An 18,060-nucleotide genomic window follows, 5' to 3' on the forward strand; every position below is an offset into this window, starting at 1 on the left:
AGGAGGAGATCAGGAATGGATACGAAGTTGCGCTGTGCCGTTTTGGATGATTATCAGAACGTCGCGCTGACGTCAGCGGACTGGAGTCCGTTGATGGATCGGGTAGAGATTCAGACATTCAATAACTATATGGGCTCAGAAGAAAAAGTCATTCAGGAATTGCAGAATTTCGATATAGTGGTCCTCATGCGGGAACGTACACCGTTTCCGGAGAAGGTCATTTCTCAGCTACCTCGGTTAAAACTGCTGATTACAAGTGGTATGCGCAATGCGTCCATAGACCTCAGGGCTGCAGAGCAGCACGGAGTCATTGTGTGTGGAACGGAGGGAAGCTCCAATCCGCCAACAGAACTTACCTGGGCTCTTATTCTGGGACTGTCCAGACAGCTGGTTACGGAAAATAATGCACTTCGCTCCAATCGAAACTGGCAGAGCACATTAGGCTTGGATCTGCATGGAAGAACACTTGGATTGCTCGGTTTGGGCAAAATAGGTACCCGTATGGCTGAGATCGCACAAGCATTCGGCATGAATGTGATAGCCTGGAGCGAGAATCTGACACCAGAAAAAGCCGAAAAACATGGTGTGATCTGGTCCAAGACCAAGGAGCAACTCCTTGCACAGAGCGATATCGTATCCATTCATCTGGTATTAGGTGATCGTACGCGGAATCTGATCGGACAAGCCGAATTTCAACAAATGAAATCTAGTGCCCTATTCATCAATACGTCACGAGCGGGCATTGTCGATCAGGAAGCTATGGTGGAGGCACTGCAGAGTGGTGTGATTGCTGGCGCAGGTCTGGATGTATATGAGCAGGAACCGCTACCAGTTAACCATGTGATGCGAACATTGCCCAACGTCTTGGCTACCCCTCATTTGGGTTATGTGACTCGTGGGAATTATGAGATCTACTATAAACACACCGTAGAGAACATAGAGATGTTTCTGAGTGGAACACCGATCAGGCAACTGCTTCCTTAGAATAAACGTGTGCTGAATAACGACTCGCCTATAAGTGATATGGACTCAACAACAAATAAGGTGTTGCCAGGAAAGGATTAACCCTGAGCAACACCTTTTTATTGTATCCGTATAGAGAAGAACTGCAGAGATTGCCACAGCCGTAGCTGTAAAGTATTCCTTCCCACTCTCCAAGTTTACTTGTGTGGTCCTGGGGAAGAAGAACGGATCGTGGTAACACTTGATTCACGAACAATTAAGCGCGGTTCAAATTGAATGTGTTCGTAATCACTCGTGCTCATTTCCCGAATTCGTTTTAACAACAGCTCAGTAGCGAGCCTGGCGACTTCTTCCCCCATGATGGAGACAGAACTAATCTGTGGAGACGAGACAGTGGTCCATTGATTATTATCCACGCCTACCACAGCCACATCCTCGGGTACACGAATCCCTAACTCCTTGAAGCGATTAACCAATCCGATGGCGACCATGTCATTAATGGCATAGACTGCATCTGGCATATGCGTAAGTCCGTAGAAATAATCTGCAGCATTGGCGCCAGTGTTCAATGAAAAGTCCTCACCAAAGTAGACGAGAGAGATATCCACATGGCCTACGGCTTGCTCATACGCACGGAAGCGTTCTTCAATAATGTCCTTCGGTGCTCCGGCATATGCGATTCGAGTCCGGCCGATTTTGAACAGATGTTCCATCACCAATTTGCCTTCAGGTTGAGACAGAGAGACGATATCTGCCTTCATGCCCGGTTCCAGTTTCTTGCCGTAATTAATCATGGAGATGGGAAGAGGGGCTTTATCAATCAGCCCGGGCAACGTTTTGGGATACGCCAGAGGCATGAAGATCAGTCCATCCACATGCAGTTTTTTCACATTACGAATGGTTTCCAGCTCGGTTCGAGCATTGCCGGCCGTATTGATCTGCACAACATGGTATCCATGCTGCTTCGCGGTTTGCTCCACTGACCAGGAAATTTCCGGAATGATGGCGTTACGTATGTCGGGTACAACGAGTGCGATCTGGTGCGTTTGACGAATTTTCAGACTCTGAGCGGAGGTGTTGGGTACAAACCCAAGTTCTTCAATAGCCTGCATCACCTTATCTCGCGTTTTACTGCTGATGCCTTCTGAATTGTTGATGGCCCGGGATACGGTAGCGATGCCCACGCCAGCACGTTCGGCCACGTCCTTGATCGTAAGTTTCTGATCTTTACTCAATGTATGGTTACCTCACTTAATCGGAAACGATTCCGTAATTTTGGGATATGTATGAATTCGCTGATAAATATATAACTTGATTATAACATTTGAGCAATGAAGTATCTCGCGTAAGGAGCAGATTCATGTTGGGGCCTATTAAGTTAAACATTAGTATTCTATATTAAGCTCGATACGATCACGATTTAGACATATGAATGGGGAAATATGTTTGACAGCGTATCTCAAATGTGACATATTTAATTTACGGAAACGTTTCCGATTGTATCAAAACTTATGATCTGGGAGATGAAACAAATGAAAGCATTACGCTGGCATGGAGTCAAAGATTTACGTCTCGAAAACATTAATGAACCTCATCCTGAAGAAGGTAAGGTCAAAATAAAAGTGGAATGGTGCGGAATCTGCGGCAGTGATTTGCACGAGTACACAGCAGGTCCGATCTTCATTCCGGCTCAAGCGCCACATCCGCTAACAGGGGAGAAAGCACCTATAGTTATGGGGCATGAATTCTCAGGACAGGTGGTTGAAGTAGGGGAAGGCGTTACACGCTTCAAGGCGGGCGATCGTGTTGTGGTAGAACCAATCTATGCATGTGGACACTGCGAAGCTTGTAAACAGGGCAGATACAATCTGTGCGATCAGATGGGTTTCCTTGGGCTCGCTGGAGGCGGAGGAGGGTTCTCAGAGTATGTAACTGCTGAAGAAAACATGGTACATGCCATTCCGGATTCAATCTCGTATGAGCAAGGTGCGTTGGTTGAACCTTCAGCTGTAGCACTTCACGCTGTGCGCCAAAGCAAACTGAAAGTGGGAGATACGGCAGCAGTATTTGGCGCAGGTCCAATCGGACTACTGGTCATTGAAGCGCTTAAAGCTTCGGGAGCGTCGGATATTTATGTGGTGGAGTTGTCGGATGAACGGAAAGCAAAAGCCGAAGAACTCGGTGCCATTGTGATTGATCCAATGCAGTTTAATGTAGTGGAAGAGATCCATCAACGTACTCAAGGCGGCGTTAACGTAGCCTATGAAGTAACCGGTGTTCCCCGTGTTCTGCAACAAGCCATTGATTCGACACGTATTGGCGGAGAGTTGATGATCGTCAGTATTTTTGAACAGGAAGCGCCGATCCACCCGAACTCGATTGTCATGAAAGAACGTACGGTTAATGGCATTATTGGTTATCGCGACGTTTTTCCGGCGGTTATTAGTTTGATGGATAAAGGTTTCTTCCCGGCAGACAAGCTGGTGACCAAACGAATTTCGTTGGATGAAGTGGTAGAGCATGGATTTGAAGCACTATTGAAAGAGAAAAATCAGGTTAAGATTCTGGTGAAAGCAGAATAGAATTCACAGGCAGTAAGAACGAGTAGACAACACATCAACAGATGTGGTTGTCTACTTTTTTTGTATAAATAGGGCGGAATTTGTTGCATGTACAGGTAGTTTTACATAGTATGGAAAGATACAAAATGTATCATCTTGGTGTGAAGGGATTTGTCTTGAAAAAATGAAGGAGGAAGCGGACATGCAGAGACATACGAAATGGACAGCCGTAATTTTGACCATTGTCGCAGGAATGAGCTGGATGCTTATGGGTAACTCCAAGCCGAAAAACACTACGTCAACGAGTCAATCCCCTGCGACTGAACGTGGGCTTGCCAAGGTGTCGAATGCACCGATCAGTTCAGCAGATGTAACATCGAAGATCGAACTGCTAGGCAGACCTTTTACCAAAACACCATATGCTAATAACGTCTGGGACATGCAACTGTACAACGGCAAAATATATTTTGGCCATGGGAATAGCAGCAATCTGGGCGTAGCGCCGAATTCAGGCCCTATTCCAGTCATTTATTATGATACGGCGAATGCGAAATTCAACACCCAGTCGGTGACTAACAGCAACCCGGGCATCTTGCCATCGACGAAGATGTATGTGGATGAGGAACAGATTGATATCTACAGAGTACTAAACGACAAGTTATATATTCCTGGCAATGATTCTGATAGTGAAAAGTGGGAATTGGGCAACTTCTATCGTCTGGATGGAGAGGTGTGGACCAAATATCGCAATCTGCCGCTAGGTGTACACGTATACGATTTGGCATCTTATCAGGGCAAGATGTTTGCCGCGCTGGGTACGGATTCCAAACCAACCATATTAATCTCTCATAACGAAGGTGAGACTTGGCAGAAATATGCGACCATTAATACGTTCGGCTTCCGGGCTTATACGATGTTCCAACTCAATGGAAAATTGTATGCTTCTGGCATGATGTATCCAGCCAATAAAATATGGAGTGACAAAACCAATATCCTGGAGATTAACGAAAAGCTTGAGAAACGGGATGTTGTCATCTATGGTAGCAAAATGCTGCCAGGACTCACTTATCAAAAGGGTACGATTCCTTATAATAAAATAGGTAAAAATGTTAACTTCAATAACAAGTTGCTCTATATAGCGGGAGGCGTGTTCAATGATGGGCAGCTGCTGCCCAAATCCTTGAATGTCATGACTGACATTAATCAGGCAAGGCGAGTTAATCTTCCAGATGCCAAGGCTCTTCCTACGGATGTGCTGTTACGGGAAGGTAAGGTGTATGTACTCACGTACACACGTCAAAGTGCCAATCTGTACATCAACCGGGTCTACCAATCAACGGATCTGACAACATGGAATGAGATTCTGCGCTTCAATCAAGATACGTATGCCAAGTCATTCGAAGAGAATGAAGGTGACTTCTACTTTGGTCTCGGTACAGACCCTGATGTGCTGTCTACTTCGTCAGGAAAATTACTTCGAGTGAACCGCAGTGATATCCCGATGAATGCTAATTAAATTGGAAGGAAGATTATGGATTATATACTATGCCACATCCACATTATTGGTGACCGGGAAAACATCTGAAGATGTAGTAGAGTGTGGGAAGACTGCTTCGGCAGCGTGCTCAAACAGAGACTGCCACAAGGTAGCTCTCTTTTTTGTCGATAAAATAAGTTTGAACGCCCAACTTCGAAAATTTGAAAATAAAATTAAGAGGCTATAAAATAGATAGAGAAATAACGTTAACCAGACAGCTGGATTACATCTGTTACTTTATACAAAAGCGTGTCGCATTTCATGTAAATGCGGAGTTTCATACTTCCAATTGCAAAGGAGCAATATACCATGAACGTACCTTCAGCATTATTTAAACCCTTCACCTCGGACAAGCTAACATTGTCTAACCGAATCGTTATGGCACCCATGACACGAGGATTTTCACCAGAGGGTGTACCTGGACCAGAAGTTGTGGAATATTATCGCCGCAGAGCAGCAGGTGGAGTGGGACTTATTATTACGGAAGGTACAGGCATTAATCATCCGTCTTCGGTTAGTGGTGGGAGTATTCCATTGTTCCATGGTGAAGATTCTCTGCAAGGATGGGCTAACGTAGTGAAAGCAGTACATGAAGCGGGTGGCAAAATCATGCCACAATTGTGGCATGTGGGTACAGCGCGTCGTTCCGGCGACTTGCCTAATGCAGAAGCTGAGCCGGTAAGTCCGTCAGGTGTTAGCATGGCAGGTGAACCATCACGTGAACCATTAACGGAAGATGAGATTCAAGGTCTTGTTCTGGCCTTTGCCCAAGCGGCAGCAGATGCACAGCGAATCGGGTTTGATGGAATTGAGCTGCACGGAGCCCATGGATACCTGATTGACCAATTCTTCTGGGAGCAGACGAATCGACGGACGGACAAGTATGGTGGTGATTTGGTAAAGCGAACCCAATTTGCGGTTGAAGTGATTGAAGCTTGTCGTGCGGCAGTTGGTCCTGATTTTCCAATTGTGCTCCGGTTCTCCCAATGGAAGATGGGGAATTATGAAGCACGTCTGGTGGAGACGCCAGAACAATTGGAGCAATTCTTGACGCCACTCAGTGCTGCTGGCGTAGATATATTCCATTGCTCTACACGCCGGTTCTGGTTACCGGAATTCGAAAGTTCCGAGCGGAACCTTGCCGGTTGGACGCAAAAAATAACGGGTAAACCAGCTATTTCGGTTGGATCGGTAGGTCTTGAAGCTGAATTTGTGGATAGAGCAACCGAGAACCAGGGAACAGGGGATGCCCATCTGGATCTATTGAATGAGAAGCTGGAGAATAATGAATTTGACTTGATTGCTTTGGGCCGCGTTCTGCTCAGTGATCCCGAATGGCCTACCAAAGTTCGTGAAGGTCGTTCATCCGAAATCATTCCGTTTACAACTGAAGTGTTGCAAACACTCCGTTAATAGAAGAATAAGGACGTTTGGCGAAAGATGACCCAACCCTGAATGGCAACAATTTACAACGAAAAATGAAACAAAAACGAACAAACAGGCCGCCTTTGGGCGGCTTTTTGATCTACCTATACTAATAATTTCAACATATGAAAAATTCACAACAGAGAAATATTTCGTGCACCGTTACTCCTTTCCATTGCCCCCATACATCGCACTCGCGCCAAGTCACAACACCATTAAGTTCCACATCTCAGGTTCTATAGCAACCATTTTTTTTGCTGCATATATGTCAGCACAACGATTCAATCCTCAGAAGCGCTCATTTTGAAAATCATTCACCTTGTGATAAGGTTAGGCCTGAACCTTTAGATTACCAAGATGACTTTACATAAGGAGGATGAATATCCTTGCACAATTATAGGGACAACTCGAACAATAAACGAAGAATACCACTGCAGATGCTGTGTCTGCTGCTGGGAATCGTTCTGCTTTTATCCGCATGCGGCCAAGCTCAGAAACCTTCCTCCGCAACGGACTCGAATACCGGATCAAACACTGGCTCTAGCACAGGACAATCATCTTCATCGCCGGAGCAGAATACCGTTCCACCAAAGGAAGAAATACCAGAAGAAGCCGATCCGGTGCAGGAACAGCTCAGTTCATTAACGTTAGAAGAGAAGATTGGGCAGATGATACTGGCCGGTGTTCAAGGGACAACGCTGGACGATCAGGCCAAACAGATGATTACAGATCAAAAGGTAGGCGGCATTATTTTCTATGCCAACAATGTAACGACACTTGAGGGAACAGCCAAGTTTGTGCAATCCATTAAGGAAGCGAATCAGTCGAACCCGGTACCGATCTTCATGAGCGTAGATCAGGAGGGCGGTAAAGTCAGCCGTATGCCCGAGACGGTAGCGTCCATTCCTTCCAATGGAAAGGTAGGGCGGACGAAAGATAGCGCGCTTGCTAAAACGATGGGGGAATTGCTGGCCAGACAAGTTCAGCTTGTGGGCTTTAATGTAGATTTTGCTCCTGTGCTGGATGTGAACAGTAACCCGAAGAACCCGGTGATCGGAGATCGTTCATTCGGCAGCTCGGCAGAACTGGTGTCCCGGATGGGGATTGCTGAGATGAAAGGTCTGCGAAGTGAAGGCATTATTCCGGTAGTGAAACATTTTCCGGGTCATGGTGATACGTCCGTGGACTCCCATCTTGATCTGCCTGTCGTGAACAAAACGGAAAAACAACTGTCCGAGCTGGAATGGATTCCATTCCAAGCCGCAGTGAAAGAGCAAGTGGAGGCGGTCATGGTTGCACACATTTTGTTCCCGAAGCTGGACCCGGATCATCCGGCATCCTTATCCGATGTCATTATTGGTGAACATCTGCGCGGAAAGTTCAAGTATGATGGAGTGGTCATCACAGATGACCTGAGTATGGGAGCAATCGCGAAGAACTTCAAGCTGGACGAAGCAGCTATAGCAACTGTTAAAGCAGGAAGTGATATTCTGTTGGTCGCTCACAGTTATGAGAGTGCCAAGACGATTTTTGATACACTCCGGAGTGCGGTGAAGTCAGGTGAGATCTCTGAGTCTCGAATCGATGAAAGTGTACGTCGTATCCTGACATTGAAGCAACAATACAAGTTATCGGATGATCAGAAAGCTTCCGGAGACCTGAAACAATTGAATGCAGATATTGTGGATTGGCGTAAGCAAATCGATGCTCGATAATCAATCCTGTGATATGATTTTGGCAGAGGTGAGACCCAACAATGTATACCATTATGATTATAGAAGACGATCCCAAGATTGCGGGATTATTGAAATCTCATATTGAGCGTTATGGAGACAGGGCCGTTCTGGCTGAGGATTTTGAGACGATTGTACAGAAGTTTGAGCAGGTACAGCCGCATGTGGTGCTGCTGGATATCAATTTGCCCAGCTACGATGGTTTCTATTGGTGTCGCCAGATTCGTACACTGTCTACATGCCCAATTCTGTTTATATCCGCGCGGAGTGGAAAGATGGATCAGATCATGGCTTTGGAGAATGGGGCGGATGATTATATCACGAAGCCATTTGAGCATGAGATTGTTATAGCCAAAATTCGTAGTCAGCTGCGCAGGGTATATGGGGATTACGCTGCACGTGACGAAGAACGCAAGGTGGAACTGGACGGCTTGGTCGTGTACTTGGAAAGATTGGAGATTCAGCTCGGTGATCGCAAAGTGCAGCTGACGAAGAAGGAAACCATTCTGCTGGAAACGTTACTGCGCCGCAGTCCAAAGCTTGTGAGCAGAGAGACAATCTTGGAGAAGCTGTGGGATGACTCTTTTGTAGATGACAACACACTCAGCGTTAACGTTACTCGGGTACGTAAGCGATTAGCCGAGCTTGGCATTACGGATGCACTGGAAACGGTCAGAGGTTCCGGTTATCGACTGAACAATAACTGGAAAGCCGCTTCTCCATCATGAGATTGTTTATACGAGAACATCTTGCTTTAACTTGCTGGGTTGTTGCCATTTTGTTCACCGTTGTTGCGGTGTTCTGGTATGACGGTTACAACGATTGGATCACGGCTGGTTATGCCGTAGCGCTGGGATTATTTTTGTACGTTGGATATTTGGTGTATCGTTATTATTCACATCGTTCTTTTTATGCCCGGATGTCACGATCGATGGATTCGCTGAAGGAATTTGTACCATTAAACGAAACAAGTCCTTTATCACTGGCGTTGGAGAAGCTGCTGGATTCACAATACGGGCAGTATCATGCTCATCTGCATCGGCTGGAACAGCGACAGCAAGAATATCTGACGTTTATGAATCAGTGGGTCCATCAGATGAAGACACCATTGTCCGTCATTGAGTTGACCGTGGAAGATCAGGAGGATGACGATCCTCGGCTCATAAGCATTCGGGAGGAAGCGGACCAGATGAGACGAGGATTGGAGACGGTGCTGTATGTCGCCCGTTTGGATACCTTCGAGCAGGATTTCAGTGTGGAACCTGTGATACTGAAGACCGCTGGGGAAGAAGCGATCCATGAGCTGAAGCGATTCTTCATCCGCAATCACGTCTATCCAGAGATGCATATAGATCCTTCGCTGGTTGTGCAATCCGATGCCAAGTGGATTCGTTTCGTCCTGGTGCAGTTACTGTCCAATGCAATCAAATACTCCGCAGGCAGCGGGCAAAAGATCCATATGCGTGCGTATGAAGCGGAACGCTCTATCATGCTGGAAGTGCAGGATCAAGGTATCGGTATTCCGAAGTCTGATCTGAATCGGGTATTTCAGCCTTTCTTCACCGGGGAGAACGGGCGGCATTTCAAAGAGTCCACAGGCATGGGGCTGTATATTGCAAAAGAAGTATTGACGCGAATGAATCATCGGATCGATCTTGAATCCGTGTACGGTGAAGGAACGACCGTCCGAATTACATTCAACTCCTGAGAGGCAGGTTGAAGATAAGATTGGACGTGAGCTGTATTTTTGTTGAAGAAGTGTGAGTGGAGTATGAATTACAGTGTAAGTGTAAGTGTAAGTGTAAGTGTAAGTGTAAGTGTAAGTGTAGACGTCTATTGCCTGGTCGGGGCAGAGACGTCTTTTTTGCTTTCCGTGATGCAACCTTACAACATTGTCATGTTGATGAAAGGTTAAACCATAGGAGAATGGCCGAAACTTCGATAGACTGTAGTCAGAAGATCACAGGAAAGGCTACGCACAATACGCATGCACACAGCATGAATGTAACTTAATTTTGAATTCATACATCACTAAGGAGTTGTAACCATGGAGATTTGTTCTGTGAAACAGATCAGTAAAATCTACAAAGGCATCGTATCTTATGAAGCGTTATCAGGTATTGACCTCAGTATTCAGGAAGGTGAGTTTGTTGGCATCATGGGACCATCGGGTAGTGGCAAAACAACGCTGCTGAACATGATCTCAACCATTGATCATCCAACATCAGGAGAACTGCGAATTGCAGGGAAGAATCCGTTTGAATTGGATCAGGATGAACTCGCGCTGTTCCGGCGCAAAGAGCTTGGTTTCGTTTTTCAATCGTTCAATCTGTTAAATACACTGACAGTCAAGGAAAACATTGTGCTGCCACTGACTCTTGACGGCGTTTCGCTAGCAGAGATGAACACACGTGTGGAACAACTGGCAAGCAAGCTCGGGATCGAAAGTATTCTGAACAAACGGACATATGAGATATCAGGAGGACAGGCACAGCGTACGGCCATTGCCAGAGCGCTTATCCATTCCCCGAAGCTGATTCTGGCCGATGAGCCAACAGGCAACCTGGATTCGAAGGCGGCAAGAGATGTGATGGAGATTCTCGAAACCCGCAATCAGGAGGATCAGGCTACGATGCTATTGGTCACCCATGATGCAGTAGCCGCAAGTTATTGCAGTCGGGTTGTCTTTATCAAGGATGGCAAACTGTACAATGAAATTCACTACGGCGATAATCGTGCAGCTTTTTACCAGAAGATTATTAATGTATTATCCCTAATGGGAGGGTCAGGACATGAATTTTCGCCAGTTCGCCATTAATAACGTTGTTCGCAACAAACGAATTTACCTGGCTCATTTCCTGAGCAGTACATTTTCCGTTATGATCTTTTTTACTTACGCATTGCTCCTGTTCCATCCTGATTTGAAAGCGGGGTTAAAGGGATCAAGTGGTACGGTTACGTTGCTTGCGAATCAGGGGTTTATGATTGCAGAGATCATTATATTCATTTTTTCATTCCTGTTCCTGCTCTATTCCGTTGGTTCATTCCTGAAGACACGCAAGAAGGAATTTGGTATTTTCTTGATCATTGGTATGACACGTAAACAGATGAACAGGCTTCTGTTTATGGAGAACATGTGTATCGGATTAGCTTCCATTATTACCGGTATCGGACTCGGGATTATTTTCGGCAAATTGATTCTGCTGATCTGTGGCTCCATGCTGGCTGTTGAGAACAGCCTTCGATTCTATTTTCCGCTAAAAGGCATTGCCCTGACGGCTGGTGCATTTCTGCTTCTGTTTGTTGTGATCGCGATGTCCTCATCCTTGCTCATCCGCAAAGGAACTCTCATTGACCTTGTGAAATCAGAGGAGAAACCAAAACCGGAACCCAAAGCATCGCGTCTGCTCGCCTTGTTATCCGTATTGTTGATTGGCGGGGGCTATGCAGGAGTATTCACTTTTGTATGGATAAGCTTCTCGTTTCCGTTATTACTCGCAAGTGTCGTGGTTGTTATTGCAGGTACGTACTTTTTGTTCACACAGCTCAGTGTATACATCATTCGGGCACTGAAAAGAAAACCAAGGTTGTTTTTCCGTAAAACCAATCTGCTCTTCCTATCTGAACTTACCTATCGAATGAAAGATAACGCGATCATGTTTTTCATGGTAAGTATCATCTCGGCTTCTTCATTTACGGGAATTGGCACCATGCTTGCTATTGCTGACCCGGGGTTGTCGTCCATGTCGAATCCGTACGCATTCAGTTATATGAATAACTGGGATACTCCCAACTCCGAGCGACATATTCGGCAGATTGAAGAAACGTTGATTGATCATCAAGTTCCCTACGTGAAGGGCAGTTATGCTCCTATAGGTGAAAATAATAATGGGAAGATTATCAAACTGAGTGATTATAACCGTCTTGCGAAGGCACTGGGGTATGAAGAACGTACGTTGAAACAGATCGATGAGTCATTTATGACACCAAGCAATTTGGCGATTCGCAAGGAGTACCGTGAACAGGTTGAACAAGGAGTCTCGGGAGGAAAGGTCAATCTGGAGGTTGATAATCAGCGCGTACCTGTCCAGCTATCGACACCTGGTACCGAGATTGTGATTCCTTTTCAATATGAAATTTATCTTTACGTCGTAACCGACGAACTGTTTAATAAGATGAGACCTGCGTACAACGAGGAAGTTGGCATGCCTGAAGGGTTCTATTCGATGCGAACGATACAATTTATCGTGAAAGATTGGATGGGTACACGCAGCTTTGCTCCTGAATTGATCAAATCCATTCAAGATGATCATTCCGACAGAGGTTATTACGAGGTCAGCGCGCTTGTGGTGGATTGGCTTAATTCCAAGCAGACCAATGGCATCATTCTAATTTTGAGCGGCCTGATTGGCATTGTTTTCTTCACCTTTGCAGCAAGTTTCACGTATTTCAGACTTTACGCAGATCTAGAACGGGATGAAGCGCAGTATCGCATGATTGGCAAAATGGGACTGAGTCGTCCCGAACTCCGTAAGATCGTAACAAGGCAGCTATTGCTTATGTTCTTCCTGCCGATTCTGGTGGCGGTCATCCACAGTTCGGTTGCCTTTGTGGCGTTGCAGCAACTGGTTGATTTCTCGGTCTTTGGATACAGCCTGCGCATCTTCTTGGTGTTTGCTTCCATGCAGATTTTGTATTTTGCACTCGTGCGCTGGCGGTATCTGCGTCACATGTATTCCAAATTAGTCTAAAATAGCATGGCCCAACAGACACCGGACTCATCGTTCGGTGTCTGTTGACTTTTCTAGCTAAGGCACAGTACTATTTCATTAGATACAGAATGTATCATTACATAGTTTCTCAAGCAGTTAGAAGGATGGGGTTACAGAAATGTCAGGCAGATGCCTGAGAGGGAGGACATATCATGAGTATCACGATGTCTCGTGGACAGGCTTACATTCAACGTTTGAATGATGAGCGTAATGTATGGCTGGACGGAGAGCGTATCCAGGTAACCCGACATCAGGCCTTTCAGGGAACACTTCAAACGATAGAAGGATTGTTCAATCTGGTGGATGACCCGGAGACAAGGGAAACCGTGGCCTACTGGGACGAACAGACGGGAAGTTACGTGCATCGGTCCTTTCTTGTGCCTCGTTCCGTTCTTGACGTGAACAGCAGGGCGGATGCTTTTCGGCTATGGGCCGACAGGACGTATGGGGTGATGAGCCGATTGTCTGATTATGCCCGATCCCGCCTGACAGGTTGGTACGCAACACGACATGAGATGAGAGCACATGACCCGGCATTTGCAGGTAAAATATCCGCTTATTTTGAACAAGCCAAACGAAAAGATGCATTCCTGACAATTGTCCAGCGTGACCCGCAGATTAATCGTTCCTTGCCTGTTGGAGAAGATGAGGATGCCATGCTGCGGATTGTCAAAAGTAATGCGGAGGGCGTAGTCATTCGCGGGGCCAAAATGGTGGCAACAGCAGCGCCTTATGCGGATGATATCGTTGCTTATCCCGTTCAACGAATTCCGGGCCATCGGCCAGAGTTGGCCCATATGCTGATTGTAGCTGCAGACAGTCCGGGCTTACACATGATGTGTCGTGAATCTTTTGCCACAAAAGATACAGATAAATCACATCCACTCAGTGCGCAGTATGATGAGATGGATGCCGTTTTATTCTTTGACGATGTATTCGTGCCCTGGGAACGTGTATTACTGCACAATAACCCTGAAGCCGTATGGCAGATTCGCTGTAATACAGCCTCGGCCAGTCTGGCCTATCATCAGAGCGTCATTCGATTACACTCGAAACTGGAGTTCATTACAGCCGTCACCACTGCCATTGCCAAGGAGATTGGGGTGGACTCTTTCCTGAATGTGCAGGAACAACTCGGAGAGATGATCAGTCAGATGCAAACCATCGAGGGACTGATTATTGCTGCTGAAGCGCAATCCAAACCAGATACATTCGGCAACTGGCTGCCGGAATTCAAATATATTGAAACCGCACGTAATCTGGGCAATCGCTACTACCCCCGCGCGGTGGAGATTTTGAAGACGATTGCTGCGGGTGGTCTGATTCAGATCCCTTCAGGTACGTTTGAGATGAATGAAACGATGGGTTCCATGATAGGCAAATATCTTGGTGGAGTAACGATGCAAGCCCCGGAGAAGATTCGACTCTTTCAACTCGCATGGGAGCTGACCGGAAGTCCACTCGGAGCAAGGCATGATCTGTATGAACGTTTCTACGCGGGTGATCCCGTGCGCAATCGGGCGAGCCAATATGTGCAGTATGACAAGGAACGTTTATTTAGCAAAGTTGAGCCATGGCTTCGTTCGGTTAAGGAATAATCTGATACGAATGGCCCGAATGAAGAATGAAAAGCCTGAATGAAGAAGGAAACAATCCTGATATAGTTCAAGCCTTGGCCTGCGCCAGGGCTCTATTTCTATTTATTTAGATTATCTTTAGAAATGATTTAGGTTGAATTAAGAGACGTAGTATATAGTAATAATGTAGAGATAGGCATAGAGTATAGGAAATGAGAGGAATAACATGAGATACACCGTATTAATTGCAGATGACGAACCAGAGATTGTTGAACTGCTTCAACTGTATCTGGAGAAGGACTATACCATTAAGACTGCAGTGAATGGAGCCGAGGCGCTGCAAACCATACGTTCAACACAGATTGATCTGGTCATACTGGACATCATGATGCCTGTAATGGATGGATTGCAGTTAATCAAACAGATCAGGGCGACACATCACATGCCTGTTCTGTTCTTATCCGCCAAAAGTCAGGATCATGATAAAATCCTTGGGCTCGGACTCGGTGCAGATGATTATATAGCGAAGCCATTCAACCCGCTTGAGATTGTCGCCAGGGTAGAGGCGTTGCTCAGAAGAGTTAATCATTTTGATGCAGCGGAGATCCCCGCAGCGAAAGAACAGAATCTGGTATTAGGCGATCTGACACTGGATCGATCCCAATGTATCCTTTTTCGTTCAGGAAGTCCTGTAACATTAACCTCTACAGAGTATAAAATTATGGAACTGTTGCTCGATCAACCTGGCCGAGTGTTCACCCGCAAAAAAATATACGAAGCGGTCTGGGGCGACTATTATGCGCACGAGGACAGCACCATCATGGTACATATCAGCAACATTCGGGAGAAGATCGAGCGTGACTCCAGACAACCGGAATATCTCAAAACGATAAGGGGACTTGGATACAAAATTGAAGCGCCCATGGAAAGCTAGAGAAAAGCGACTGTTGCAGACATCCCTGACACTGGATTTCTTGCTGTTCAACTTCTTTTTGCTGTTACTGGTACTGATCGTGTACCTTATGGTATCTCTGGATGTCGTGGATTTCCGCATCTCGGATCAAGTGGTTGATCCGGATCTGAATGTCGAAGCCCACGTATATGTGGCAGAGCTGGAGAACGAATTTTACTCCGGTGGAGGTTCCGTGTCGCAAGACAAAGACACAGAGATCCAACGTCTCAAGGACAGCGGCGGCTGGATTGAGATTCTGGATGCCAATCGCAACGTCATTCATCATGTGGGAGACAAGCAAGATGCGTTCACCCAATACAGTGAAGCCGATCTATATGCTGGATTGGAAAATCGAAGCGATCAGCCCTACTATTACTCCATCACTCCGTTTTCGACAGAAGGAGCGGCAGCCTATGTGTTGCTGAAGATCCCGCGTGATCTGGTCAGCATAAGAATTAATGATAACCAGTTGATTACCAATCTGAAGCATCCATTATCCTTTTACATTATGATTGGCATCGGTTTAGTGTTGTCATTAATCTTCGTATATAGCTATTGGGTCGCACGGAGAATTAAAAAGCCACTCAGTATTCTTTCCTCGGGTCTTACGCAGATGATCCAGGGAAATTATAGTACACGGATGTCGATTTCAGCCGAGAGAGAGTTTGTCCAGATTGGTGAGACCTTTAACTACATGGCGGACGTCATTGAGAACACCTCTGCGGAGAAACGTTACGCCGAAGAGAGCAAACAGCGACTGATTGTAGACTTATCACATGATCTGAAGACACCGATAACATCCATACAGGGATATGCGCAGGCATTGGTGGAAGGACGTGGAGAGGACAAGGACAGGCAGCAAAGATACCTGGGATACATCTATAACAAGTCCGTTCAAGTTGCACGCATGATACAGAATATGCTGGAGCTGCTCAAGGTGGATTCACCCGATTTCCGCATGCAGATTGAGAGAAGAGAGATTGGAGAATTCGTGCGCGAGATTATGGCAGATACCTATGGGGAGATTGAACAGAAACAGTTTGTCCTTCATGTTCTTGTTCCTGATGAGGAGATCTACGCGAGGTATGATCCGGAGCTGCTATCCAGAGTCATTCAGAATCTGATTACCAATGCCCTATCTTACAATCCGCTCGGGACAGAACTGCGCGTGGAACTCATTCCGCTGGATACCCATGTGGTGATTGAAGTGGCAGATACCGGGGTGGGAATACCCCAAGAACTGTGGTCAACCATCTTTGATCCGTTTGTACGAGGGGATGAGGCACGGACAGCGACCGGAGGCACCGGTCTGGGATTGTCCATCGCACGTCGTAATACGGAGAAAATGGGCGGACGGCTGATCCTTTCCCGGCGTGGGCGAGAGACCACCGTGTTTACCATTCAGATTCCGAATTAAATAAGAGAAGAAATGTCCATGTGGAGGGGAATATTTTGTTCAAAGTAAATACGTTTGTCCGGTTCAGTATCGCACTGGCCCTGATATTGGTTAATATCTATTTATTATCACGTGTGAGCTTCATCTTTCAGCCGCTCGTCACCATGATCACGGTAATTACCGTGCCGATGATGTTGTCCGTGTTCTTTTATTATCTGCTAAGACCGCTTGTGAATTACATGGAGAAAAAGAAAATAAATCGCACGCTAAGTATTTTGCTAATCTATCTGGTCATTGCTATTCTGGGAGTGTTCTTCATCATTGGCTTATGGCCATCGTTACGTGAGCAACTGATTAATCTGGTCGATAACGCGCCGAATCTGATCAATTCATTAAGTGAACAGCTGAGAGAGCTGGAGCAGAATGGTGCCATTCAAGCCTTGTTCCCGGAGGGCTCGACACCTTTCTCTCAGATCACGGAGTATATTAACAAAGGATTTAACTTTGTGACGAACTATGTCAGTGGATTTTTCTCGCTTGTTTCCAGTTTTGCGATCATCTTGTTTACATTACCGATCCTTTTGTTCTATATGCTGTTACAAGGCGAGAAGTTTGGTCGTACACTGGCACATATCGCTCCAAAACGTTTCCAAAATGACAGTCGCGAAGTCGTGCTTGAGATTGATCAGGCGCTGAGTGGTTTTATTGTGGGAAGAGTCTTGGTCAATCTGGCGCTGGGTGTATTGATGTATATCGGTTTCCTCATCATTGGACTGCCGTACGCATTACTGCTCACGGTAATTGCGGTCATCATGAACTTTGTTCCGTTTATCGGCGCGATTGTGTCGTCCGTGCCTATTGTGATCATGGGTCTCGTGGTATCGCCATCGGTTGCCATCTGGTCCCTGATTATTATTCTCGTCGCTCAGCAGATTCAGGACAACCTGGTAGCACCTTATGTATTCGGCAAAAAGCTGGATATTCACCCGCTCACGACCATCATTCTGGTGTTGGGTGCAGGGGACCTGGGTGGCATTATTGCCATACTGATTATTATCCCGGTCTATATGATCGTTAAAATTCTTTTGGTTCGAATCTATAACATGTTCTTCAAGGACAAATGGCAGAATGCATAGAATTTAAA

15 protein-coding genes are annotated in these 18,060 nt (G+C 46.1%); 14 read left to right on the forward strand and 1 reads right to left on the reverse strand.

Features of this window, described 5'->3' with window-relative positions:
* The first annotated feature begins 15 nt into the window (after positions 1-15).
* On the forward strand, positions 16-984 hold the full coding sequence (locus WFI24_RS07900) for a D-2-hydroxyacid dehydrogenase family protein (RefSeq protein WP_336759823.1): 969 nt from the start codon (positions 16-18) through the stop codon (positions 982-984).
* Positions 985-1,160: 176 nt separating this feature from the next.
* Here the strand turns inward: WFI24_RS07900 and WFI24_RS07905 are convergent, their stop codons facing one another.
* Positions 1,161-2,198 carry a LacI family DNA-binding transcriptional regulator gene (locus WFI24_RS07905; protein ID WP_145318033.1) on the reverse strand — a complete coding sequence of 346 codons (1,038 nt, stop codon included), beginning with the start codon at positions 2,196-2,198 and terminating at the stop codon, positions 1,161-1,163.
* Between the two features lie 297 nt (positions 2,199-2,495).
* Between WFI24_RS07905 and WFI24_RS07910 the strand changes: the two genes are divergently transcribed.
* The 13 genes from WFI24_RS07910 (at position 2,496) to WFI24_RS07970 (ending at position 18,052) form a co-directional block, all read left to right on the forward strand.
* The gene (locus WFI24_RS07910) at positions 2,496-3,545 is read left to right on the forward strand and encodes a 2,3-butanediol dehydrogenase (protein ID WP_336759824.1); all 1,050 of its coding nucleotides are present in this window, start codon (positions 2,496-2,498) and stop codon (positions 3,543-3,545) included.
* Between the two features lie 181 nt (positions 3,546-3,726).
* On the forward strand, positions 3,727-5,040 hold the full coding sequence (locus WFI24_RS07915) for a hypothetical protein (protein WP_336759825.1): 1,314 nt from the start codon (positions 3,727-3,729) through the stop codon (positions 5,038-5,040).
* A gap of 330 nt (positions 5,041-5,370) precedes the next feature.
* Complete coding sequence (locus tag WFI24_RS07920) at positions 5,371-6,474, forward strand: NADH:flavin oxidoreductase (RefSeq protein ID WP_336759826.1); 1,104 nt, start codon at positions 5,371-5,373, stop codon at positions 6,472-6,474.
* A 398-nt stretch (positions 6,475-6,872) separates the two neighbouring features.
* On the forward strand, positions 6,873-8,201 hold the full coding sequence (gene nagZ, locus WFI24_RS07925; protein ID WP_336759827.1) for a beta-N-acetylhexosaminidase: 1,329 nt from the start codon (positions 6,873-6,875) through the stop codon (positions 8,199-8,201).
* Positions 8,202-8,242: 41 nt separating this feature from the next.
* Positions 8,243-8,947, forward strand: coding sequence for a response regulator transcription factor (locus WFI24_RS07930; RefSeq protein WP_336759828.1), 705 nt, complete (start codon positions 8,243-8,245; stop codon positions 8,945-8,947).
* Positions 8,944-9,927, forward strand: a complete 984-nt coding sequence (locus WFI24_RS07935) for a sensor histidine kinase (protein ID WP_336759829.1) — start codon at positions 8,944-8,946, stop codon at positions 9,925-9,927. Before WFI24_RS07930 ends, WFI24_RS07935 begins: the two co-directional genes overlap by 4 nt.
* A gap of 63 nt (positions 9,928-9,990) precedes the next feature.
* The gene (locus tag WFI24_RS07940) at positions 9,991-10,134 is read left to right on the forward strand and encodes a hypothetical protein (protein ID WP_336759830.1); all 144 of its coding nucleotides are present in this window, start codon (positions 9,991-9,993) and stop codon (positions 10,132-10,134) included.
* A gap of 132 nt (positions 10,135-10,266) precedes the next feature.
* Positions 10,267-11,037 (forward strand): ABC transporter ATP-binding protein, encoded by a 771-nt coding sequence (locus WFI24_RS07945; protein ID WP_076214733.1) that lies wholly within the window; start codon positions 10,267-10,269, stop codon positions 11,035-11,037.
* Entirely contained in the window at positions 11,012-12,970 is a 1,959-nt protein-coding gene (locus tag WFI24_RS07950) for an ABC transporter permease (RefSeq protein WP_336759831.1), read from the forward strand. Before WFI24_RS07945 ends, WFI24_RS07950 begins: the two co-directional genes overlap by 26 nt.
* Positions 12,971-13,143: 173 nt before the next feature.
* On the forward strand, positions 13,144-14,589 hold the full coding sequence (locus tag WFI24_RS07955; protein WP_336759832.1) for a 4-hydroxyphenylacetate 3-hydroxylase family protein: 1,446 nt from the start codon (positions 13,144-13,146) through the stop codon (positions 14,587-14,589).
* Between the two features lie 205 nt (positions 14,590-14,794).
* Positions 14,795-15,502 (forward strand): response regulator transcription factor, encoded by a 708-nt coding sequence (locus WFI24_RS07960; protein WP_336759833.1) that lies wholly within the window; start codon positions 14,795-14,797, stop codon positions 15,500-15,502.
* Positions 15,468-16,937, forward strand: coding sequence for a sensor histidine kinase (locus WFI24_RS07965; protein ID WP_336759834.1), 1,470 nt, complete (start codon positions 15,468-15,470; stop codon positions 16,935-16,937). The genes WFI24_RS07960 and WFI24_RS07965 overlap by 35 nt, the downstream gene beginning before the upstream one ends.
* A 35-nt stretch (positions 16,938-16,972) precedes the next feature.
* Positions 16,973-18,052 carry an AI-2E family transporter gene (locus tag WFI24_RS07970; RefSeq protein ID WP_145318002.1) on the forward strand — a complete coding sequence of 360 codons (1,080 nt, stop codon included), beginning with the start codon at positions 16,973-16,975 and terminating at the stop codon, positions 18,050-18,052.
* Positions 18,053-18,060: the final 8 nt, after the last annotated feature.

Source organism: Paenibacillus sp. USHLN196 (assembly GCF_037144955.1).
GTDB classification, from domain to species: Bacteria; Bacillota; Bacilli; order Paenibacillales; family Paenibacillaceae; genus Paenibacillus; species Paenibacillus xylanexedens_C.